Annotated in this window: 18 protein-coding genes; 10 read left to right on the top strand and 8 right to left on the bottom strand. The window is 62.3% G+C overall.

What is annotated here, in order from left to right; all coding sequences use genetic code 11:
- Positions 1-53 precede the first annotated feature (53 nt).
- A complete protein-coding gene (locus tag ACE3PP_RS19800; RefSeq protein WP_374385010.1) occupies positions 54-1,067 on the bottom strand; it encodes an NAD(P)/FAD-dependent oxidoreductase in 1,014 nt (337 codons plus the stop codon).
- Between the two features lie 166 nt (positions 1,068-1,233).
- Here ACE3PP_RS19800 and tsaE point away from each other — a divergent pair, with 166 nt between their 5' ends.
- The 6 genes from tsaE (at position 1,234) to trxA (ending at position 10,570) form a co-directional block, all read left to right on the top strand.
- Positions 1,234-1,689 (top strand): tRNA (adenosine(37)-N6)-threonylcarbamoyltransferase complex ATPase subunit type 1 TsaE, encoded by a 456-nt coding sequence (tsaE, locus tag ACE3PP_RS19795; RefSeq protein ID WP_374385009.1) that lies wholly within the window; start codon positions 1,234-1,236, stop codon positions 1,687-1,689.
- 8 nt (positions 1,690-1,697) lie between these two features.
- Positions 1,698-2,717, top strand: coding sequence for an aminoglycoside phosphotransferase family protein (locus ACE3PP_RS19790; protein WP_374385008.1), 1,020 nt, complete (start codon positions 1,698-1,700; stop codon positions 2,715-2,717).
- Positions 2,718-2,750: 33 nt separating this feature from the next.
- Positions 2,751-3,467, top strand: a complete 717-nt coding sequence (locus ACE3PP_RS19785) for a nucleotidyltransferase family protein (protein WP_374385007.1) — start codon at positions 2,751-2,753, stop codon at positions 3,465-3,467.
- Between the two features lie 32 nt (positions 3,468-3,499).
- Positions 3,500-6,559 carry a double-strand break repair protein AddB gene (gene addB / locus ACE3PP_RS19780; protein ID WP_374385006.1) on the top strand — a complete coding sequence of 1,020 codons (3,060 nt, stop codon included), beginning with the start codon at positions 3,500-3,502 and terminating at the stop codon, positions 6,557-6,559.
- Entirely contained in the window at positions 6,556-10,095 is a 3,540-nt protein-coding gene (gene addA / locus ACE3PP_RS19775; RefSeq protein WP_374385005.1) for a double-strand break repair helicase AddA, read from the top strand. Before addB ends, addA begins: the two co-directional genes overlap by 4 nt.
- 154 nt (positions 10,096-10,249) lie before the next feature.
- Positions 10,250-10,570, top strand: a complete 321-nt coding sequence (trxA, locus tag ACE3PP_RS19770; protein ID WP_374307831.1) for a thioredoxin TrxA — start codon at positions 10,250-10,252, stop codon at positions 10,568-10,570.
- Positions 10,571-10,640: 70 nt separating this feature from the next.
- Here the strand turns inward: trxA and ACE3PP_RS19765 are convergent, their stop codons facing one another.
- The 7 genes from ACE3PP_RS19765 to pyrF form a co-directional block, all read right to left on the bottom strand.
- Positions 10,641-11,945 carry a folylpolyglutamate synthase/dihydrofolate synthase family protein gene (locus tag ACE3PP_RS19765; protein ID WP_374385004.1) on the bottom strand — a complete coding sequence of 435 codons (1,305 nt, stop codon included), beginning with the start codon at positions 11,943-11,945 and terminating at the stop codon, positions 10,641-10,643.
- Complete coding sequence (accD, locus tag ACE3PP_RS19760; RefSeq protein WP_374385003.1) at positions 11,942-12,802, bottom strand: acetyl-CoA carboxylase, carboxyltransferase subunit beta; 861 nt, start codon at positions 12,800-12,802, stop codon at positions 11,942-11,944. The genes ACE3PP_RS19765 and accD overlap by 4 nt, the downstream gene beginning before the upstream one ends.
- Before the next feature lie 15 nt (positions 12,803-12,817).
- A complete protein-coding gene (gene trpA / locus ACE3PP_RS19755; RefSeq protein ID WP_374385002.1) occupies positions 12,818-13,645 on the bottom strand; it encodes a tryptophan synthase subunit alpha in 828 nt (275 codons plus the stop codon).
- Positions 13,642-14,868, bottom strand: coding sequence for a tryptophan synthase subunit beta (gene trpB, locus ACE3PP_RS19750; RefSeq protein WP_374385001.1), 1,227 nt, complete (start codon positions 14,866-14,868; stop codon positions 13,642-13,644). The genes trpA and trpB overlap by 4 nt, the downstream gene beginning before the upstream one ends.
- A gap of 114 nt (positions 14,869-14,982) precedes the next feature.
- Positions 14,983-15,630, bottom strand: a complete 648-nt coding sequence (locus ACE3PP_RS19745) for a phosphoribosylanthranilate isomerase (protein WP_374385000.1) — start codon at positions 15,628-15,630, stop codon at positions 14,983-14,985.
- A 1-nt stretch (position 15,631) separates the two neighbouring features.
- Positions 15,632-16,426, bottom strand: a complete 795-nt coding sequence (locus ACE3PP_RS19740; RefSeq protein WP_374384999.1) for a hypothetical protein — start codon at positions 16,424-16,426, stop codon at positions 15,632-15,634.
- Positions 16,427-16,445: 19 nt separating this feature from the next.
- On the bottom strand, positions 16,446-17,183 hold the full coding sequence (gene pyrF, locus ACE3PP_RS19735) for an orotidine-5'-phosphate decarboxylase (RefSeq protein ID WP_374384998.1): 738 nt from the start codon (positions 17,181-17,183) through the stop codon (positions 16,446-16,448).
- 187 nt (positions 17,184-17,370) lie between these two features.
- On the opposite strand from pyrF, the gene ACE3PP_RS19730 reads away from it, so the two are divergent.
- The 4 genes from ACE3PP_RS19730 to ACE3PP_RS19715 all read left to right on the top strand — a co-directional run bounded on the left by ACE3PP_RS19730 (position 17,371) and on the right by ACE3PP_RS19715 (position 21,654).
- On the top strand, positions 17,371-17,844 hold the full coding sequence (locus tag ACE3PP_RS19730) for an Rrf2 family transcriptional regulator (protein WP_374384997.1): 474 nt from the start codon (positions 17,371-17,373) through the stop codon (positions 17,842-17,844).
- Between the two features lie 122 nt (positions 17,845-17,966).
- Positions 17,967-18,680 (top strand): serine protease, encoded by a 714-nt coding sequence (locus ACE3PP_RS19725; RefSeq protein ID WP_374384996.1) that lies wholly within the window; start codon positions 17,967-17,969, stop codon positions 18,678-18,680.
- On the top strand, positions 18,677-19,486 hold the full coding sequence (locus ACE3PP_RS19720) for a serine protease (RefSeq protein WP_374384995.1): 810 nt from the start codon (positions 18,677-18,679) through the stop codon (positions 19,484-19,486). Before ACE3PP_RS19725 ends, ACE3PP_RS19720 begins: the two co-directional genes overlap by 4 nt.
- Before the next feature lie 101 nt (positions 19,487-19,587).
- Positions 19,588-21,654, top strand: a complete 2,067-nt coding sequence (locus ACE3PP_RS19715) for an FAD-dependent oxidoreductase (protein WP_374384994.1) — start codon at positions 19,588-19,590, stop codon at positions 21,652-21,654.
- The last annotated feature ends 2 nt before the right edge of the window (positions 21,655-21,656 follow it).

Raw genomic sequence — 21,656 nt, 5'->3', positions numbered from 1 at the left:
GCAAAATAAACGTCACCAGGCCTTCGGTCATAAGACTTAAGACCTATGTTTGCTTAGGAGCCGGGGACCCCTTTGGAGGTCGAATACTCGAAGTGCAGGGCTTCATTGGGATGCAGAAGCGGATGGGCCGCGTGGGCAGCCATGGCGGCCTCGGCAAAGCCGCACAAAATGAGCTTCAGCTTGCCCGGATAGGTGGCGATATCGCCGATCGCGAAGATGCCGGGGGCACTGGTGGCGCAGTTTTGTGGGTTTACCGTGATGTGGCTGCGCTCAAGATTGAGGCCCCAATTGGCAATTGGGCCCAGATTCATGGCCAGGCCGAAGAAGGGCAGGAGGGTGTCCGCATCCAGGCGGCGAACATCGCCTTCCATCGTCGCGACATTGACTGCTGAAAGCTGCCCGCTTGTTCCTTCCAGGCTGTGCAACTGGTAGGGGACGACGAGTTCGACTTTGTCGGTCTTTGCCAGAGCCTCCATGCGTGCCACTGATTCCGGCGCACCGCGGAATTTCGGGCGGCGATGGATGACATAGATTTTCTCGGCGATATCGGCGAGCGAGATGGTCCAATCGAGGGCGGAATCGCCGCCACCGGCAATGACGATGCGCTTGCCGCGGAAGTCTTCCCGACGCTTGACCAGATAGAAGACGCTCTTGCCCTCGTAATCCGCCAGATGATCCAGCGGCGGGCGGTTCGGGCCGAAAGCGCCGCAGCCGGCGGCAATGATCACGACCTTGGTGTCGATCCTGGTCCCGGTGTTGGTCTCGACCAGCCAGCGGTCGCCGTTCTGCGAGAGCTTCTCGACCTGCTGGCCCAGATGGTAGGTGGGATTGAACGGGGCAGCCTGTTCTTCCAGCTTTTGGATCAGCACCGCGGCATCGACGGAAGGATAGCCTGGAATGTCGTAGATCGGCTTTTCCGGATACATGGCGACGCATTGGCCGCCGGTGCTTTCCAGCGCGTCGATGACATGACAGCGCATTTTCAGCATGCCGCATTCAAAGACGGCAAAAAGGCCAACTGGGCCTGCCCCGATGATCACGACATCGGTCTGCTGAACGGCACTCATCGCATCCTCCCAATGAATCTGGGGCATCCTTTAGCACATTGTAATCAATGGGCAAATCCAGTGTCGCAAGGAGCATTGCAGCAGCGTCGCCGGACGGCTACAAACCGACGCCATGACGCTATCCCAACCTGCCTACAGCCTAGAATTCGAGCTTGCCGATGCGGCTATGACCGCAAGGGCAGGCGGGGTATTGGCGCACTTGGCGCGGCCAGGCGATATCTTCGCTTTGTGGGGTGACCTCGGGGCGGGAAAGACGACCCTGGCGCGGGGGTTCATTTCCGCCCTGGTTCCGGCCGAGGAAGCCGTACCCAGCCCTACTTTTACCCTGGTTCAGACCTATCCGGCTGTGATTGACGGGGCGGCGGCCGAGATCTGGCATTTCGACCTCTACCGGCTGAAACAAGCCGAGGAGGCATATGAGGTCGGGATCGAGGAAGCCTTTGCCGATGGCATCTCGCTCATCGAATGGCCAGAACGGCTGGGCTCGCTCTTGCCTCGTCGGCGTCTCGACGTGACTCTGGCGCCCGGCGGGAGTGCCGATTCGCGCCGGCTGTTGCTATCTGGCCAAGGGGATTGGGGAGATCGGCTGGGGCGGGTCCGGGCCGAAATTCTGGGGGAGTGAACAAGATCATGAACGCACCAACCATGTCTGCTGACGCGCGCCGGCAGCGCCGCGATCAGTTTCTGGCCCAGGCCGGCTGGGGAAAAGCAGATTTGCGTCTGCTGGCAGGCGATGCCTCATTCCGCCACTACGACCGGCTGACGCTGGATGGAAAAACGGCGGTGCTGATGGATGCGCCACCGCCGATGGAAAATGTGCGCCCTTTCGTTCGCATCGGCCATCTGTTGAAGGGGATGGGTTTCAGCGCACCGCAGATCATGGCGCAGGACGAGGAAGCGGGCTTCCTACTGCTCGAAGATCTCGGCGATCAGACCTATACGCGCGAGCTTGATGCAGGCGGCAATGCGGAAGAACTCTATGCCTTGGCGACCGACACGCTGATCGCTTTGCATCAGAAAGTGCCCCCCAGTGAACTCGCCGTACTTCCCGTCTTTGATGATGCAAGGGCGTTGCGGGAAGTTCAGTTGCTGCTGGATTGGTACTGGCCGGCGCATTTCGGTACACCTGCCCCCGACGATGTTCGTGCGGAATTCGTCGCTGCCTGGCAGCAGGTCCTGCCGCAGCGCGAGGCGGCGCCGAAATCGATCGCGCTCTTCGATTTCCATGTCGACAATCTGCTGGTGCTTAAAGGGCGTGCCGGCATTGAGGCCTGTGGGTTGCTAGATTTCCAGGACGCGGTGCTGGCACCGGTGACATTCGACCTCGTCTCGTTGCTGGAAGATGTCCGTCGCAATGTGCCGTGGGATCTGATGACCCGGATGATCGAACGCTATCTCAAGGCCAACCCAGGCATCGACCGCGACGCCTATCTGGCGGCCTATGCGATCATCGGCGGACAGCGCAACACCCGCATCGCCGGGACCTTCGCGCGCTTGCTGAAACGCGACGGCAAGCCCTGGTACCAGCGCTTCATGCCGCGCGTCTGGGAACTGATCGCACACGATATCAATCACCCGGTAATGGCACCGGTCGCCGCTTGGTATGCCCGTCACCTGCCGCCTTCCGAGCGCGGCGCCATTTCTGCCTGAAGGACGCGAATTTTGGCCAAACGAGATTTCAAGATGCCGCATACCGCCATGGTCATGGCGGCGGGGTTCGGAACGCGGTTGCGGCCCTATACGGACTCATTGCCAAAGGCGCTCGTTCCGGTGCTTGGCGTGCCGATGCTGGACGTCGTGCTCAATCGACTTGTGGCCGTGGGTGTCAAGCGCGCCGTGATCAACCTGCACCATCTCGGCGACAAAATCCGCGAACATCTGAAGGGGCGCAAGGACATTGAGATCGTCTATTCGGTCGAAGAGGAGATTCTCGAAACCGGTGGCGGCATTGTGAAGGCACTGCCGCTTCTAGGCGACGATCCCTTCTTTGCCGTCAATGCCAAGATCATCTGGCTCAACGGCAAGACCGATGCCTTGATCCGCCTCGCCGAAGGCTGGGACGATGCCCGGATGGACGCGCTGCTGTTGCTGCAACCCACTGTTTCGGCCGTCGGCTACGATGGTAAGGGCGACTTCACGATGGACCAGGAGGGCAGGGTTCGTCGCCGCCTCGGCTGGCAGGTGGCGCCATTCCTTTATGCCGGTATTCAGATCTGCCATCCGCGGCTGTTCCGCGATTCGCCGGCGGGCGCGTTTTCAACCAACGTCGTCTGGGACCGCGCCATCGAAGATGACCGCCTGTTCGGACTGCGTCATGACGGCGAATGGTACCATGTCTCGACCCCACAGCACCTCAAGGATGTCGAGCGGCATTTGAGCTTCCACGGGATCAGATTCTGAGCCAAGCTGCCTCGCCGTCCCGGGTGAGGAAGATGAGTCTTTTCGACCGTTCATCGCATGTCTGCTGCATCCCGACAGGGGTGAGCTTTGTCGATGCGCTGGCTTTCGGTCTGATGGCTGAAACCGCGGATGATCCGATGCGCCTTGGCGGCATGGTCGTTCTGCTGCCGAACCGGCGCGCCTGCCGCGCTATCCAGGAAGCCTTTCTGCGTCTCGGCGCCAGCGGTGGCCGCGCATTGATACTGCCGCGCTTGGTGCCGCTTGGCGATATCGACGACAGCGAACTGGCACTGCAAGGCATCGCGCTCGATCTGTCGCTGGGTGAGGATATCGCCGACCCATTGCCGCCTGCCATTCCCACCATGCGTCGGCACTTGATCTTGGCGCGACTGGTGCAGCGGGCAGCGGCCGCGACCTTGCCGGGCGGCGGCGACATGAGCTTCGATCAAGCGGCGCGTCTCGCGGCGGAGCTGGCGCGACTGCTGGATCAGGTGGAAACAGAACGGCTGGACTTCGCGGCGATCGAAGGCTTGGTGCCGCTGGAATCGGAACTTGCCAAGCATTGGCAACTTACCGTCGGATTTCTCAAGATCCTGATGGAAAATTGGCCGACGATCCTTTCGGCTGAAGGCGCCGTCGATCCCGCGCGCCGCCGCAACCTGCTGCTGGAGCGCCAGGCACGGCTGTGGCGCGAACAACCGCCAGCACACCCGATCATCGCTGCCGGCTCGACCGGATCCATTCCGGCGAGCGCCGATCTGATCGCGACCATCGCGGCCTTGCCGCAAGGGCTGGTCGTGCTGCCGGGTCTCGATGCCCATGCCGACGACAAGCAATGGCAGCAGATATCAGCCGATCCCGCCCATCCGCAATTCGGATTGGCGCAATTGCTGGCGCGTCTTGAAACATCACCGGCCAGCGTCTGGACTTGGCCATTCGCACTTCCAGAGGGGCCGCGTCGCGCGGCGCCGGTATCGCGCAACAGGATTGTCGGCGCGGCTCTGCTGCCGGCAGATGCGACGATGGCGTGGCCGGAGATCTCTTCGCAACTGAAAGCGAGCGCTGAACTCGCTTGGCGCGAAGTTCGGCGTATCGACTGCCGAACGGAGCAGGAAGAGGCGGGTGTCATTGCCTTGATGTTGCGCGAGGCTGTGGCGCAGCCGGCGCCCTATCGGGCTGCCCTGGTGACACCAGATCGCGCCATGGCCCGTCGTGTTGCGGCGGAATTACGGCGCTGGGGAATCGTTATCGATGATTCCGCCGGCATGCCGTTGCCGATGACCGGGGCTGGCCTCTTTTTTCACTTGATCGCCGATGCACTGGCCGAGGATTTGGCCCCGGTACCGCTCCTGGCTCTGCTGAAGCATCCGCTGGCAGCGGGCGGCATGGCGCAGATCGACTTCGAGCGCCAGGTGCATCTCCTGGAAGAAAAGGTGCTGCGCGGTCCCCGGCCCGCGCCGGGGCTGGCCGGGCTTGAAGCCGCCTTGGCCGCCGTTGAAAGATTGCGGGACACAGAGAGACGGGCGTTGCGCGACCTGCTGGATCGGCTAGCGCACTTGATCGCCATGCTCGGCGATTGGTCGGGCGACATGACGCTGGCCGACCGGTTGACGCGGCATGTGGCGTTCGCCGAGGCCCTTGCCGAACGACCGGCGGGAAATGGCGGCACCTATCTTTGGCATGGTGAGGCTGGCGAGGCGTTGGGCGGTTTCGTCACAGAGCTGCTGCAGGCTTGTGCCGGGGTCGAACCGCTGGGCGCTGGCACCTATGCTGCGCTGCTGACGGAGTTGATGGGGAACGTTGACGTTCGCCCGCGCTTCGGCTTGCACCCACGCCTCTTCATCTGGGGGCCGCTCGAAGCGCGCCTGCAGCAGGTCGATCTGATGATCCTGGGTGGGCTTAACGAAGGTATCTGGCCGGGAGATGTGGCTATCGATCCGTGGCTCAGCCGTCCGATGCGCCGTAAATTTGGATTGCCGGCCTTGGAACGCAAGATTGGTCTTGCCGCGCATGACTTCCAGCAGGCGCTGGGCGCGCCGCAGGTTGTGATGACGCGGGCACAGCGCGTGGGCGGCAAGCCAAGTGTCCCGTCGCGGTGGCTATTACGGCTCGACGCGTTTCTCCGCGCCCTCGGTTTGATCGAGCCGATTGAAGGTCCGGGGCAATATCGCGGCTGGCAGGCACGGCTCGATCGGCCGGAACGGATTCAGGCAATGGGACGCCCGGCGCCGACACCGGGTGCCAAATACCGGCCGAACGAACTGCCGGTGACGGACATCGAAAAATGGATGCGCGACCCATACGTGCTCTATGCGCGCCGCATTTTGAAATTGCGGCCGCTTGATCCGCTCGACCAGAATGCGGACGCGGCAGATCTCGGCAATCTCTTCCATGCCATTCTCGACCGCTTTTTCAAAGAAATCCCACTGCCCCTACCACCCGATGCCGAGGCAGCACTTCTGCGCATTGGTGAGCAGGCGTTTGCACAACACATGGCGCGGCCCGCGGTCTGGGCATTCTGGTGGTCACGTTTCCGGCAAATGGCGGCCTGGTTCGTCGGCGAGATGCGGGAGCGGGAGGGCGAACTCGCGGCCATCGTCACGGAGAGCAGTGGCAGCCTGCGCATCGAGAGCGTCTCACCACCCTTCACATTGACCGCCAAGGCGGATCGCCTCGATATCGGGCGCGACGGCCGATTGACCATTATTGACTACAAGACCGGCAAGCCGCCGAATCCGCAGGACGTGATTCTCGGCTTCTCTCCGCAATTGCCGCTCGAGGCTGCCATCGCCTCGCAAGGTGCCTTCGGCAAGGTACCGGCTTCCGTTGTTGCGGCGCTCGAATTTTGGCATCTCAAAGGTGGCCGCGGCGGTGCTGCCGTCGTCCCGGTCAAGGACCCGCAAAGCAAGGAGCCGGTTGATCCGATGGCCTTGTCTGTCGAGGCGTTCGAGGGGCTGAAGGATTTGGTCGCCCATTTCAGCCGTGACGAAGCCGCCTATATGGCAGAACCGCGCGGCGAATTCGGCCTCAGCCACAATGATTACGAACATCTTGCGCGCTATGCCGAATGGTCGGGCGAGGGCGAGTCATGAGCATGGCATCGGCCGCTACCCCCAAGGCTCTCGCCACCGAGCGTCAACGGCGAGCCGCCGATCCACGGCTATCGGTCTGGGTGTCCGCTTCGGCTGGGTCCGGCAAGACGAAGGTATTGCGCGACCGAGTGCTGCGTCTGCTGCTCGACGGGGCCGAGCCCGAACGCATCATGTGCCTGACCTTCACCAAGGCGGGTGCTGCGGAAATGTCTAACCGCGTTGCCACGACCTTGGCAGAATGGGCATCGATGCCGGATGCGGCATTGCAAAAGGATCTGAAGGATCTCCTCGGCGAAGTAGCGATCACCGAGTACAAATCGCGGGCGCGGGGGCTCTTTGCCAAAGTGCTGGATGCGCCAGGGGGCATGCGGATCGAAACCATTCACGCCTTCTGCCAATCTTTGCTCCGGCGCTTTCCGCTGGAAGCCGGCATCGCGCCGCATTTCCGGCTCATTGAAGAGCAGGATTCGGCAGCACTCCTTGCTGAAGCGCGGGAAGATATGCTGAGCGCTGCGCGTGACGGGGGTAATCCGGCGCTGACGGCCGCTCTCACCCATTTGGCGGATCGTGCCGGTGAGTTTTCCAGCGATCGCGTTATCCATGAATTGCTCGGCGCGCGTGGCCGTCTCCTTGCCCTGCAGCAACGTATGGGCGGTATAGCGGCCTATCGCCACGCGCTGGCCCGATTGCTGCGCATTCACCCTGACGCAACACGCGAGAGAATTCTCGAAGCAGCGGCGGAGGAGGGCGCCTTTGCTGGACCAGCGCTCCGCGCGACGATCGCGGCGCTGGAGGTGGGAGGCAAGACGGATGCTGCGCGAGCGGGACTCCTGGCCGGTTGGCTGTCGGCGTCGGTCCCGGAGCGGATTTCCACCTTTGACCAATACTTGACTGTCTTCTGTACGCGGGAAGGAAAACTGCGCGAGAAAATGGCGGCGAAAAATGCCGTCGCTGCCATGTCCAATATTGACGACGTGTTGCGCAAGGAAGGCGACCGTGTGCTGGCGGTGGTGGACAAGCTCAATGCCATCGAAATTCTGGCGGATTCAGTGGCCCTGATGACTTTGGGCGTCGACCTTATGGAGCGTTTTCGGCACTTGAAATCGCTGACGGCGGCCCTCGATTTTGACGATCTCATTCTGACGACACGTGACCTGCTGGCGCGACCTGGTATTGCCCCTTGGGTTCTATACAAGCTTGATGGCGGCATCGATCATATCTTGATCGATGAAGGCCAGGATACCAGCCCACCGCAATGGGACATTTTGAAGTCGATCGCAGCAGAATTGCTGGCTGGAAAGGGACGGGACAGATCGCCCGAGGATCAAAGGCGATCGATTTTCGCGGTTGGCGATTTCAAGCAATCGATCTTCAGTTTCCAGGGTGCCGAACCACGAGCCTTCCTAGATGCGCGCGATCATTTTGCGCGGCAGTTGGATCAATCGCACAGCAGAGGTGACACGCGGACGCCGTTCGAGAATGTCGATCTCAACGTCTCTTTCCGATCGAGCCCTGCGGTGCTTTCCTTGGTTGACCAAGTCTTCAAAGGGCCGGCGCGAGAAGGCGTGGTGGCGTTGCCGACGGATGAGATCACGCATCTCGCGGCACGCAGTGGGGCTGCCGGCCTCGTAGAGGCATGGCCACTTTCGATTCCGTTGCCGGCTCCCTTGCCCTTGCCCTGGTCGCCACCCGCGATCGACAGCGTGCCTACCGATCCGATAACGCGCCTCGCCGAGCGCATCGCTGAACGGATTGCGGAGATGCTTGCCGCTGGCGAATTCCTGCCCGCACGCGGTCGCCCGGTACGGCCGGGCGACTTTCTTGTGTTGGTCCGCTCGCGCAATGCCTTTGTGCCTGCCTTGGTCAAGGCGCTGAAGTCCCGGTCTATCGAGGTTTCGGGTATCGACCGGCTGAAACTACTCTCAGAACTCGCCGTCCAGGATGTTCTCGCTTTCGTCGACTTTCTGCTGTTGCCGGAAGACGATCTCAATTTGGCGTCACTCCTCAAAAGTCCCCTGGTGGGCTTCGACGAGGCGGCGCTCTTTGATCTCTGCATCGCGCGCGGTGGCCGCAGCCTGTGGACTGAGCTGTGCGGGCGTGCGCACGAGCGGGCCGACTTTGCCGAGGCCACCGCTCTGCTGCAGACCTATCTTGAAAGCGCCGCGCAGAAGACCCCCTATGAATTGATCGCCGATGTCCTTTCGGCCGGAGGTTTGCGGCGGAAGCTCCAGGCAAGGTTGGGTCTCCAGGTTGGCGAGGCGCTCGACGAATTGCTCAATCTCGCCTTGGCCTTTGAGAGCAACAATACGCCGTCCCTGCAAGGGTTCCGCCACTGGCTCGACGTCTCCGAGGCCGAGGTCAAGCGTGAACTCAGCGACGATGGTGGCGGGCAGGTGCGGATCATGACCGTGCACGGCTCGAAGGGGTTGCAGGCGCCTATTGTTTTTGTCGCGGAGCAGCGGCGGCAGAGGCCTAACCGCCCGGGCCTGTTCTGGCTTGACGACGAGACCGAGATTCCTGTCTGGGTCGCGCGCAGTACGCTCGATGTCGAGGCAACGTCGGCAGCCCGTGCTGAGGTCACACGGCGCGCGGCGGAAGAAGAAAATCGTCTCCTCTATGTGGCGCTGACGCGGGCGGAAGACCGGCTCTATGTGTGCGGATGGCGGGGCGAGCGCAATCAATCACTGCCGAGCTGGCATGATCATGTTGCCGACGCGCTCATCGAATTGCAGCAAGCAGGGGAGGCCGTCGATCGTCGACCCTCTGGCGAATGGCAATCAGGTGAGGGGTGGGAAGGTGATTGGCTCCGCCTTTCGTCCGAACAGAAAGATGACGTGGAGAAAGGCACGGCTAAGCATGGCCTTGTGATCGACATGGATATACCGTTCCGCGATTGGGCTTTGCTGCCGGCAACGGCCGAGCCGGACCCGCCACGACCGCTTATCCCATCGCGACCGTCGAGCGAGGCACCGAGCAGTAACACGACGATGGTGTCGCCTTTGCAAGGCGATCAAGGATTTCGCTTCCAGCGTGGCCTCATCATTCACAAGCTCTTTCAGCTCTTGCCGGAAGTGGCTGTCGGAAATCGGCGCGCGGCGGCACGCAGCTGGCTGGACAATGTCAGCCGGTCGACTGGACTCGACGCTGACGAATCAATGCTGGATGCGCTGCTCGATGAAGTGCTGGCCGTGCTGGACGATTCGCGATTCGCGCATCTTTTCGGTCCCGGTTCACGCGCCGAAGTACCGATTGTTGCCGAAATTCTGAGCCCATCGGGCGGTAGTGAGATCATCAGCGGACAGATCGACCGCTTGCTGGTGACGGCGACGACGTGCCACATCGTCGATTTCAAAAGCAATCGGCCGCCAGCCATGCAACCCGAACATGTCTCGCCGCAATACCTCCGTCAGCTGGCGCTTTACCGCGCTGCGGTCGCCAAAATTTATCCAACTCATACAATCTCTTGCTACCTGCTTTGGAGTTCTGTCCCACGCCTGATGGAGATCCCGGAGAAGCTCCTGGCGAGTTATGCGTAGGAAGCAAGCCCCCTCCCGCAAGGCCATTGCTCGCCTTGACGGTGCCGGTGCCCCTCCATAGATTCATCTCATACGCGCTCCGGTTTGGGCGACGTTCATGTGTAAATTGGAGCCACCGCGACAGAACGGTGCCTCCTTGCAAAGGGAAGATGGGATGAGCACGACCCACGTTAGCGACGCGAGCTTCGACGCCGATGTCCTGAAGTCCACGCAGCCGGTGCTGGTCGACTTTTGGGCGGAGTGGTGTGGCCCGTGCAAATCGATTGCACCGGCGCTGGAAGAGATCGCTCAGGAGCTGAACGGCAAGTTGAAAGTCGTGAAGGTCGATATCGACCGCAACGCTCAGACGCCGAAGAAATACGGCATCCGTGGCGTGCCCACGCTGATGCTGTTCAAGGACGGCCAAGTAGCGGCGACCAAGGTCGGCGCCGAGCCGAAGCGCAAGCTGCTCGAATGGGTGAACTCGGTCATCTGATCGCAGCCAGTTCGAGCGGTCGAACGACAACCCCGCCCGGCAGGTGCCGCGGCGGGGTTTCTTTTTGGATTCAATTGTTGTCGGCGAGGACGGTGCCGGCGAGATAGAGCGAACCGCAGATAAGGATGCGCCGTGGATCGCCGCTGCCATGTGCGTCGACAATGGCGCGGAGCGCGGATTCGACCGAGTGATAGCCCTGGCTGAGGAGGCCGACCTCGGCACCCGCCGCGACGCATTCCTCGACCGACAGGCTGGCATGGTCGCCCGGTATGGCGACAGCGGCCATGTCTTCGACATGCGGCGCCAGTTCCTTGAGGAAAGCCACGGGATCCTTGGTGTTGAGCATGCCGAAGATGAGATGCGCCGGTTTGCCGTCCTGCGCATGCCAATCCTGCAGCATGGTGGCGATCACTTCGCCCGCTTCGGCATTGTGCCCGCCGTCGAGCCACAATTCCCAACCCTCCGCCGGCAAGCGCTCGACGAGCGGGCCGCCTGTCAGGCGCTGCATGCGGGCGGGCCAAGTGACGCTGCGCAAACCGAGGGCGATATGCGCGTCGCTGATCTTGAAGCCGTCGAGCACGGCGGTCGCCGCCACGGCACAGCCGGCATTGCGGAACTGATGCCGGCCGGCAAGCCCGGGTGCTGGAAAGAGGCGCGGGCCCCGACCATCGCTGAAACGCAGCGAGGTTTTCAGATCGCCGTCGCAGCGCCATTCCTTGTCATAGCGATAAAGCGGCGCCTCTAGTTCGGCAGCCTTCGCCTCGAACACCGCCATCGCTTCTTCGGGCTGTGGCGAAATGACGACCGGGCGCCCGCGCTTGATGATCCCCGCCTTGTTGGCGGCGATCTTGCCAAGCGTATCGCCCAGGAACTGCATATGGTCGAACGAAATCGGCATCAACACACTGGCGAGCGGCTGGCCGATGACATTGGTGGCGTCGAACGTGCCGCCAAGGCCGGTCTCGAGCAGCACGATATCGGCCGGTTCGCGCGAGAAGGCGAGGAAGGCGGCCACGGTTGTGATCTCGAAGAAGGTGATCGGCGTGCCGCCATTGGCCTGCTCGCACTCCTCCAGCAGGTCGATGAGGTGCTGTTCGTCGATCAGCTTGCCGGCAAGCCGGATGCGCTCGTGAAAGCGCACCAGGTGCGGCGAGGTATAGACATGGACGCGGTAGCCGGCGGCCTCCAGGATCGACCGCAGATAGGCGATCACCGAGCCTTTGCCATTGGTGCCGGCCACATGTACGACGGGCGGCAGCTTCCGTTCCGGATGGCCCACAGCCTCCAGCAGCCGCTCGACGCGGCCGAGCTCCAAATCGATGATCTTGGGGTGGAGCTTGTTGAGCCGTTCCAGAACGATGTCGCTGTTACTCACGCGGCGGCCGGACGTTTGGTGAGCAAGGCGATGACGCGGCCGATCTGCTCGCGCAGATCCTTGCGCGCGATGACCAGATCGATGATGCCGTGATCGAGCAGATATTCCGCGCGCTGGAACCCTTCCGGCAACTTCTCGCGGATCGTCTCCTCGATGACGCGGGCGCCGGCGAAGCCGATCTGCGCGCCGGGTTCGGCGATCTGGATATCACCCAGCATGGCGAAGGAGGCCGAAACACCGCCCGTCGTCGGATCGGTGAGGAGGACGATGAAGGGGAGGCCCGCTTCCTTGACCTGATCGACCGCAATGACCGATCGCGGCATCTGCATCAGCGACAGGATGCCTTCCTGCATGCGCGCGCCACCCGAGGCGGGGATGGCGACCAGGCCGGCCTTGCGCTTGACGGCCAATTCGGCGGCGGCCACCAGACCTTCGCCCACGGCCATGCCCATCGAGCCGCCCATGAAGTCGAAATTGAAGGCGGCGACGACCGCATCGACGCCGTTCATCGTGCCATAGGCGACGACGATGGCGTCCTGCTCTTCGGATTTCGCCTGCGCTTCCTTCAGGCGGTCGGCATACCGCTTGCGGTCCTTGAACTTCAGCGGATCGACGGCGACCTTGGGCAGGTCGATGCGATCGTATTTGCCTTCATCGAACATCAGCTCGAGGCGGCTCTTGACGCCGATGCGCATATGGTGGCCGCAATGGGTACAGACGCGCTGGTTGGCGTCGAGCTCGCGGTGGAAGATCATCTGGCCGCAGGCGGGGCACTTGTCCCACAAATTCTCCGGCACATCGGTCTTCTGCACCAGCTTGCGGATCTTCGGCCGCACGAAATTGGTTAGCCAGCTCATTCTCTATGTCTCCGTTCAGGCGCGCGCGCCGCGCACGCCGTCGGCCAGATTCTTCACCAGGTCGATTGCGGCCTGTGCCGCCTGCGGGCCAGGCGTGCCATCGGCAGCAAGCTCGGCAGCGATCTTGTTGACGACGGCCGATCCGACGACCGCCGCATCGGCGATCTTGGCGACGGCGGCAGCCCGCTCCGGCGAGCTAATGCCGAAACCGACCGCGACCGGCAGGTCCGTGTGCTTCTTCAGCCGTCCGACAGCGGCGGCGATATCGGAATCAGCGGCGGTACGGGTGCCGGTGATGCCCATGATCGATACATAATAGACGAAGCCGGAGGTGTTTCTCAGCACCGTCGGCAGGCGCTTGTCATCGGTCGTCGGCGTAGCCAGCCGAATGAAATTGATGCCGGCCTTCATCGCCGGCAAGCACAGCTCGGAATCCTCTTCCGGCGGCAGGTCGACGACGATCAGCCCGTCGACGCCGGCGGTCCCGGCATCCTGCAGGAACTTGTCGACACCATAGGAATAGATCGGGTTGTAATAGCCCATGAGGACGATCGGCGTCGCCTGGTCCTTGGCGCGGAACTCGCGCACCAGGTTCAGGGTCTTCTTCATGTCCTGGCCGTTCTTCAGCGCGCGCAGTGAGGAAGCCTGGATCGCGGGACCATCCGCCATCGGGTCCGTGAACGGCATGCCGAGTTCGATGACGTCGGCGCCAGCGCCGGGCAGGCTGAGGATGATCTCACGCGAGATTTCATAATTCGGATCGCCGGCGGTGACGAAAATCACCAAGCCGGCACGGTTGGCCGCCTTCAATTCAGCAAAGCGGCGCTCGATACGCGTGCTCATAGTTTGGCGCCCAGTTTTTCTGCGACGGCGTAGATATCCTTGTCGCCGCGACCCGAGAGGTTGACGACGATGATGTGGTCCTTCGGCTTTGTGGGCGCCAGTTTCTTGACATAGGCAAGCGCGTGCGCGGATTCGAGCGCCGGAATGATGCCCTCCAAGCGCGAAAGGTCCTGAAAGGCCTGCAGCGCTTCCTGGTCGGTGGCGCTCACATATTTCACGCGGCCGATGTCGTGGAGCCATGAATGCTCCGGCCCGATGCCGGGATAGTCGAGGCCGGCGGAAATCGAATGTGCGTCGATGATCTGGCCGTCATCGTTCTGCAGCAGGAACGTGCGGTTGCCGTGCAGCACGCCCGGGCGTCCGCCCGTCAGCGACGCGGCATGGCGGCCTGTCTCGACACCGTCGCCGCCCGCTTCGACACCATAGACAGCGACCTCGCGGTCATCGAGGAAGGGGTGGAACAAGCCCATGGCGTTCGATCCGCCGCCGATGCAGGCGACCAGACTGTCGGGCAGGCGGCCTTCGGCTTCCTGCACCTGCACCTTGGTCTCTTCGCCGATCACGCATTGGAAATCGCGGACCATGGCGGGATACGGGTGCGGACCGGCAACTGTGCCGATGATGTAGAACGTGTTCTCGACATTGGCGACCCAGTCGCGCAAAGCCTCGTTCATCGCATCTTTCAGGGTCGCGGTGCCGCTATGGACCGGGATCACCTCGGCGCCCAGCAGCTTCATGCGGAAGACGTTGGGCTGCTGGCGCGCGATATCGGTGGCGCCCATATAGACCGTACAGGGCAGATTGAAGAGCGCGCACAAGGTCGCCGTCGCCACGCCGTGCTGCCCGGCACCGGTTTCGGCGATGATCCGGGTCTTCTTCATGCGGCGCGCGAGCAGTGCCTGACCCAGGCAGTTGTTCACCTTGTGCGAGCCGGTGTGGTTGAGTTCTTCCCGCTTCAGATAGACCTTGGCGCCGCCAAGTTCCTGGGTCAGCCGCTCGGCAAAATAAAGCGGGCTTGGCCGCCCGATATAATGCTTGCGGTAATATTCCATTTCCTCGGCGAATTTCGGGTCGGCCTTGGCGGCGGCGTAAGCCTTCTCGACCTCGAGGATCAGCGGCATCAACGTCTCGGCCACGAAGCGTCCGCCGAATATGCCAAACCGGCCATGCTCATCGGGTCCGGTGCGGTAGGAATTGGGGTTGGCGGCGGTTACGGTGCTCACGAGGCGGTCGCTCCGGATGTCGGAAAATGGTTAAAATCGAAGGATTCGCTTATCGGGCGCAATCAACCATAGAGGCGGACAAAGGTCAAAGCCCAACAGACGCTCGGATGCCCTTCAAAGGCGCTTGGCGATTCCCAAAAACTCTTTGATTTTATTCACACTTTTCTCACCGGGGCGATCTTCGACCCCGGACGACACATCGACAGCGCTGGCCCCGGTCACTTGCACCGCTTCAATCAGGTTTCCGGCATTGAGGCCACCTGCCAGCATCCAGGGCCGGGAGAAGGTCTTTCCGGCGATAAGCGACCAGTCGAAAGACAGGGCGTTGCCGCCAGGGAGGGCGTTCGGCATGGATTTCGGTGGCTTGGCATCGAAAAGCAGTCGGTCGGCAACCGCTTCGTAGGTCCTGGCAATGTCGATATCCGCCGCTTCGGAAATGCTGACGGCTTTCATGACGGGCAGGCCGAACCGGGCGCGAACATCTGCCACCCGTTCAGGTGTTTCCTTGCCGTGGAGTTGCAGAATGTCGAGCTTTGCCTCGGCCAGTATGTCGGCGATGGAGGTATCGTCGGCGTCGACGATCAGGCCAACCTTGGCGATCCTGGCCGGTACCAGCTGGGCAAGCGCCCCCGCCAGCGCCGGGGTAAGGCACCGCGAACTCTTCGCGTAGAAGACGAAACCCACCATTTCCGCGCCGCCGTCGATGGAGGCTTGCACGGCAGCAGGTGTCTTCAGGCCGCAAATCTTTACGTCGATGGCCATGTCACACCGTCTCCGAGACGAAGCGCGGATAGGCAAGGACGAACAGGTTGAGCTGCACCGCCATGTAGGCCAGCGAAATGAAGGCTGACAGCACGCTGAAGGCAAGCGGCGCCGCGTCGATTAGGTTGAAGCTGACAAAGATCGATGCCAGCAGCGACTGGGCGATGAAGGCTGGCACGGCGGTCAGCAACAGCCCGGCCACCAAGCGCCCGCCTTGCCCGGCCGTGCGCTTCCAGGCCGTGCCGAAGGCCATCGGCGCGCCGATGGCAATGCCGATCCAGCTGGGCGACAGACGCGTTAACAGCATCAAATAGCCGATCACCATAACCAGCATGGAAAGGAGCAACGCGACCTGCGATAGCCCGACCAGGGTCAGCACGACGCTGATTACCAGGGATGCAACAAAGGCGACGATGACCAGTCCCAGCATCACCAGCGCGAAATGGAGGTGCCGTGCGACGTGAAACTCGCCAAGCCCGGGCGCAGCGCTCCGCCCCAGCGTCATCTGCCGGATCCAATTGACGCTGAACACAGCAATGACGGCAATGAGGCCGATGCCGGTAAACGTCATGCGGGTGATGAGATCGGCAAGGAGGCTCGGGTCGGCGGTCGCTCCCTTCTCGATTTCGGCATACATGGCGCGCTGCAAACCTTCCAGCGACCGGAACAGGAAATAGAGCGGGATGAAGGGGACGAAACCCAGCCGCAGCAGATCGTCGCGCGCTGCCCAGGTGCGACGGCAGGCGGCAAGGGCCAGTGAGAAAGGCTGCAAGTCCTGTGGTTCGGCGGCAATCATCGCGGGTTCGTTCTGTCGTTCAACGGGCGGCAGCCTGTCCGAGCGCAGCGCCGATTTCGAGCGCGATCCGGCTGGCAGCTTCGCGCGGGTTGGCGGCCTGCGTGATCGGGCGGCCGATCACCAGATAGTCCGCGCCGGCTTTCGCGGCATCGCCCGGCGTGCGTACGCGCTTCTGATCGCCGGTATCGGCGCCACCGGGCCTGACCCCAGGGACCACCAGCAAGAAATCCTCGCCGATCTCGGCCCGAATGGCCTCGATCTCGTGCGGCGAACAGACAATGCCGTCCAGCCCGGCGCTGCGGACGAGATTGGCAAGGCGCTTGACCTGATCGCTCACCGGCTGGGATTGGCCGACGGCGGCCAGGTCCTTGTCGTCCAGCGATGTCAGCACAGTCACGCCGACGATGCTGGGGCGCTTGACCTTCAGCTTGTCGGCATTCTCGGCGGCCGCTTCGCGCGCAGCCTGCATCATGGCCAAGCCGCCGCCCGCATGGACCGTCAAGATCGATGGCGCCAGCGGCGCGATCGCCCGCACGGCGCCCGCCACGGTATTGGGGATGTCGTGCAGCTTGAGGTCGAGGAAGATCGGCAGGCCGGTCGCGGCAATGCGCCGATAGCCCAGCTGGCCATTGGCCAGGAAGAACTCCAGCCCCAGCTTCAGGCCCGATACCGCGCCATCCAACTGGTGCGCCCAATCCACGGCCTCGTTGACCGATACGGTATCCAGTGCTGCCAGTACCTGACCCTTGCTGCCCACGCTCGTCCCTCCTCACCCAGCCGCTTTCCTGGCTGGCTTTTAGCCTATCCCGGTGGCGGCGTCACCCCGGCCGGTCAATTGCGTATGCTTTTCAGCGGATTAGTCACTAGATGGGACGCCAAAGTGGGCTTTCAACCGGTGCGGGGGATAGGATAAAGTGCTTTGCAACCCGTTTCCGGATCACGGCATGCAACTGACCCAGTTCTCGGATTACGCCCTGCGCACCCTGATTTATCTGGGGGTGCGCGGGGATTCACTGGCAACGATTGAAGAGATCGCCGCCGCTTACGGCATTTCCGAAAGCCACCTGACCAAGGTTGTCCATAAGCTGGGCAAGCTCGGCATTCTTGCCACCGTGCGCGGTCGGGGCGGGGGCATGAGGCTCGGCCGATTGCCGACCGAAATCAATATCGGTGAGACCGTGCGCCTCATGGAAGGCAATCTCAACCTGGTCGAATGTTTTGATGCCGAGCACAACAGCTGTCCGATTGCGCCGGTTTGCGGCCTGACCGGTGTTCTCGATGAAGCGCTACGTGCGTTCATGTCCGTGCTTGATCGCTATACGCTGGCCGACATGATCCGGAACAAGAGTGACATCTCGGGCCTGCTCGCCTTGCCGGGGGAAGCGGCCGCCGCCAGGCGCTCCGGCGCCGGGCGCTAGATATGGCATTCATTGGGGGAAGTATGCTCGGCCAGTTTCGCAATTTTCTGTCAACCGGAAGGATCGTCGGTCTCACGGTGTTGGGATTGTCGGTGATCGGTTGTGCAACACCGATCCGAACCGTGGACAAGCCCAGTGGGCCGCTGCCCTGGAGTGCAGCCATTGGGCGTCTCGATGCAGACGATGGTTCCTGCTCTGCAACACTCGTTCGCCCCGATGTAATCCTCACTGCCTCGCACTGCCTCTATGGTCGGGGGAACGAGGCACGTATCACCGATTTTGTCTTCACCCCGGCCCTCGATGTGGGGCGCGAAAGGTTGAAGCCGGTCAAGGTGACCGCTGTCATCGACATGGGCTGGCCGATCAAGTCCGACAGCAGCGGCGATCTGCGGGGCGAGCCGAAGGATGATTGGGCGACGTTGCGCATCTCGCCACCCATCAGCTTCATCGAGCCGATGAAGATCGAAAAACTGAATGTCGACGGTATCGCGGCGCGTATCAAGAAGGGGGCGAAGCTCTCCCATGCCGGCTATGGCGTCTACGGCGCCTTTACTGGCAAGCGCCTGCAGGTGCGCGACAATTGCTATCTGGTAACGGACGCCGAAAAGATGCTGAAGGTGACGCATGACGTCATCGTCAACCGTTGCGAGGTCATTCCGGGTGATTCCGGTGGGCCGATCATGCTTACCGGATCGGACGGGGATCGTGTCATCGTCGGTGTCGTCACCAACCTTTGGGGCGACCACGGGCAAAAGGATTTCGTGAGCTTCGGGCCCGCCTCGATCTACTTCGCCGACAAGATCAAGGACGACGTCACCGCCACCACCACGCCATGAAGAAGATTCGCCGCCTCGGCCTTGTGCTGCTCGCCCTTTCGCTTGCCGCCTGCGCCGAGCGTGTTTCTGCACCGCCGCCCAGTGTGATCAAGCCGACCGAGCCCGCCTGGACAGCGGCGATCGGGCGGCTTGATGTCGATGGGGCAGAATCGTGCACGGCGATCCTGGTCCAGCCGGCGCTTATCCTTACCGCTTCGCATTGCCTGCATCAAAAGGCCATCCCGAGCGCGCCGGCCGAGGTGCATTTTCATGCCAATTTCGGCGCCAAGCCGGACCTGCCGCCCGCCATCGGCACCAATCTGCAGGCGCAAGGCGGCGCCATTCGCGAAGGCCATTTGGAACGGCCCGAGCAGGTCGCGGCCGATTGGGCGTTGCTCGGCATCGCGCCCGCCATCGACGCCGTGCGGCCGATCCCGATCGCGCGCCTCAGCGCGGGCGAGATCATCGACCGCGTCAATGGCGGCGCACGCCTCTACACGGCCGGTTACGGCTATGGCGGCATGCGGGCGCTCAAGGAACACGCCAAGTGCCGTGTCGTGAACCCACTGTCGCTGGATCCGATCTACGAAACAGGCATGCTGGTAACGACCTGCATCATCCGCGTCGGTGACAGCGGCGGGCCGGTCATCCTGTTGGGCGCGGATAACAAGCCGCAGCTCATCGGCCTCTTTACCGGCTTCGGTGTGCGCTCCAAGACCGGCCTGTCTTACGCGGTCAACACGGCCGGGGTCGTCGCCCACCTGACGCCCAATCTGGTCAGCTATCTTTATCTGCCGGGACCTGACCTTCTTTCCTATTATCCCTGATAGGTTGCCTGTCGAATCCATGTGCCTATTGCGGCCCGATTGACAGGCAATACGCACCTGTATACAGGTACATGAAAGCTTGAAATCCAGGGGAAACTGCCTTGCCGCGCAACTCTCGCTACGACATCCTGTTTCAGCCGGTGAAGATCGGACCGGTGACGGCGAAGAACCGTTTCTACCAGGTGCCACATTGCACCGGCATGGGCTATGACCTGCCGCATTCGGTTTCGCGCCTGCGTGAATTGAAGGGCGAGGGCGGCTGGGGCGTCATCAATACCGAATATTGCTCGATGCACTGGTCATCCGAAGACGCGCCCTATCGCCTGTGCGCCCTCTGGGACGAGAACGACGTCAAGACGCAATCGCTCACTGCTGAGAAGATCAAGCGCCACGGGGCGCTGGCTGGTGTCGAGCTGTGGCACGGCGGCAATCACAGCCCCAATCGCTGGAGCCGCGAAACGCCGCTCTCGCCGTCCGGTTCGACCCAGCATGCGGTCTTTCCGATGCAGACCCGCGCGATGGACAAGGAGGATATCCGCAATCTGCGGCGCTGGCAGGTGCAGGCGGCCAAGCGCGCCAAGCGTGCCGGCTTCGATATCGTCTATGTCTATGCCGGTCACGGCTATCTGCCGTTCCAATTCATCACCCAGCGCTGGAACCAGCGCACGGACGAATATGGCGGCCCGATCGAAAACCGCGCCAGGCTGCTGCGGGAAATGATTGAGGAAACGAAGGACGCAGTGGGCGATACCTGCGCCGTCGCCGTGCGCCTCGCGATGGACGAGTTGATGGGGCCCCACGGCGTGCAGGCGGCGGAAGAGGGCGAGGCCGTCATTCGGCTGCTCGCCGAACTCCCCGATCTCTGGGATGTCAACATCTCCTATGTCGAGAACGATTCCATGTCGTCCCGCTTCGGTCCCGAGGCGCATCAGGAAAAATACACTGGCTTCGTGAAGAAGCTGACCACCAAGCCGGTGGTTGGTGTCGGGCGCTTTACGTCGCCGGATACGATGGTCGATCAGGTCAAACGCGGCATTCTCGATTTTATCGGTGCGGCACGGCCGTCGATTGCCGATCCCTTCATTCCGTTGAAGATCGATGAGGGCCGCGAAGACGATATCCGCGAATGCATCGGCTGCAACATCTGCCGGGCACAGAACAATACGGGCGTTCCCATCCGCTGCACGCAGAACCCGACCATCGGCGAGGAATACCGCCGCGGCTGGCATCCGGAGATCATGAACCCGAAGAAGGGCCATGCCGAGGATCCGGTGCTTGTCGTCGGCGCCGGCCCGGCCGGCCTCGAATGCGCCATGTCGCTGGCCAAACGCGGCTATGACGTGGCGCTGGCCGATGCCGCGCGCGAGCTCGGCGGCCGCCTCAATGTCGAACCGAAGCTGCCGACACTTTCCGCCTGGGTGCGCGTGCGCGACTATCGCCTTGGCCAGATTGCCAAGCTCTCCAACATCGAAATCTTCCGAGAGAGCCGCATGGACAAGGCTGCCCTCCTCGAAAGCGGCTACAAGCACATCATCCTGGCGACCGGTGCGACCTGGCGGAAGGACGGGGTGGGGCACAACAATTATTTCGCCGTTCCCGGCACGGATGCAGCGAATGTGCTGACCCCTGACGATATCATGGGCGGCCGCGAGGTGACGGGCGATGTCATCGTCTATGACGACGATCAATATTACATGGCGGCCGTCATCGCCGAGAAACTGGTTCAGTCCGGCTGCAACGTCACCTTCGTCACCCCCGGCCTCGATGTGGCGAGCTGGTCGCTTTATACCGACGAGCAGTTCAAGGTCCAGGTCAAGCTGATGAATATGGGTGTGAAGCTGGTCCTCGCGCATCGTCTTGCCGCCTGGAAGAACGACCACGCCGTCCTCGCCTGCAACTATACGGGGACGGAGAAGCATGCCGCTGCCGCGACCCTGGTCAGCGTCACCTCGCGCAAATCAAATGACGCTCTCTATCTCGACCTCAAGGCCGATGCAGCGGCGCGGGATGGGGCCGGCATCCTGACCTTGAAGAATATCGGCGATGCGGATGTACCCGGCGCCATCGTGCACGCGGTCTATGCCGGTCACAAGGCGGCGCGCGAATTCGGCGAGGTGATCGATCCGGATCAATTCCCGTTCAAGCGCGAACTGGTCTTTGTGAAATAGGG

It is taken from the genome of Dongia sp., assembly GCF_041910485.1.
In the GTDB taxonomy this organism is placed as follows: Bacteria; Pseudomonadota; Alphaproteobacteria; order Dongiales; family Dongiaceae; genus Dongia.
Note: the sequence above shows the minus strand (reverse complement) of the source record. Positions and strands in the feature narration are given on the sequence as shown.

What these genes read in the sequence shown, in the direction of transcription:
- ACE3PP_RS19800 (WP_374385010.1), bottom strand. Translation starts at nt 1,067, where the DNA reads ATGAGTGCCGTTCAGCAGACCGATGTCGTGATCATCGGGGCAGGCCCA.
- tsaE (WP_374385009.1), top strand. Translation starts at nt 1,234, where the DNA reads ATGACCGCAAGGGCAGGCGGGGTATTGGCGCACTTGGCGCGGCCAGGC.
- ACE3PP_RS19790 (WP_374385008.1), top strand. Translation starts at nt 1,698, where the DNA reads ATGAACGCACCAACCATGTCTGCTGACGCGCGCCGGCAGCGCCGCGAT.
- ACE3PP_RS19785 (WP_374385007.1), top strand. Translation starts at nt 2,751, where the DNA reads ATGCCGCATACCGCCATGGTCATGGCGGCGGGGTTCGGAACGCGGTTG.
- addB (WP_374385006.1), top strand. Translation starts at nt 3,500, where the DNA reads ATGAGTCTTTTCGACCGTTCATCGCATGTCTGCTGCATCCCGACAGGG.
- addA (WP_374385005.1), top strand. Translation starts at nt 6,556, where the DNA reads ATGAGCATGGCATCGGCCGCTACCCCCAAGGCTCTCGCCACCGAGCGT.
- trxA (WP_374307831.1), top strand. Translation starts at nt 10,250, where the DNA reads ATGAGCACGACCCACGTTAGCGACGCGAGCTTCGACGCCGATGTCCTG.
- accD (WP_374385003.1), bottom strand. Translation starts at nt 12,802, where the DNA reads ATGAGCTGGCTAACCAATTTCGTGCGGCCGAAGATCCGCAAGCTGGTG.
- trpA (WP_374385002.1), bottom strand. Translation starts at nt 13,645, where the DNA reads ATGAGCACGCGTATCGAGCGCCGCTTTGCTGAATTGAAGGCGGCCAAC.
- ACE3PP_RS19745 (WP_374385000.1), bottom strand. Translation starts at nt 15,630, where the DNA reads ATGGCCATCGACGTAAAGATTTGCGGCCTGAAGACACCTGCTGCCGTG.
- ACE3PP_RS19740 (WP_374384999.1), bottom strand. Translation starts at nt 16,426, where the DNA reads ATGATTGCCGCCGAACCACAGGACTTGCAGCCTTTCTCACTGGCCCTT.
- ACE3PP_RS19730 (WP_374384997.1), top strand. Translation starts at nt 17,371, where the DNA reads ATGCAACTGACCCAGTTCTCGGATTACGCCCTGCGCACCCTGATTTAT.
- ACE3PP_RS19720 (WP_374384995.1), top strand. Translation starts at nt 18,677, where the DNA reads ATGAAGAAGATTCGCCGCCTCGGCCTTGTGCTGCTCGCCCTTTCGCTT.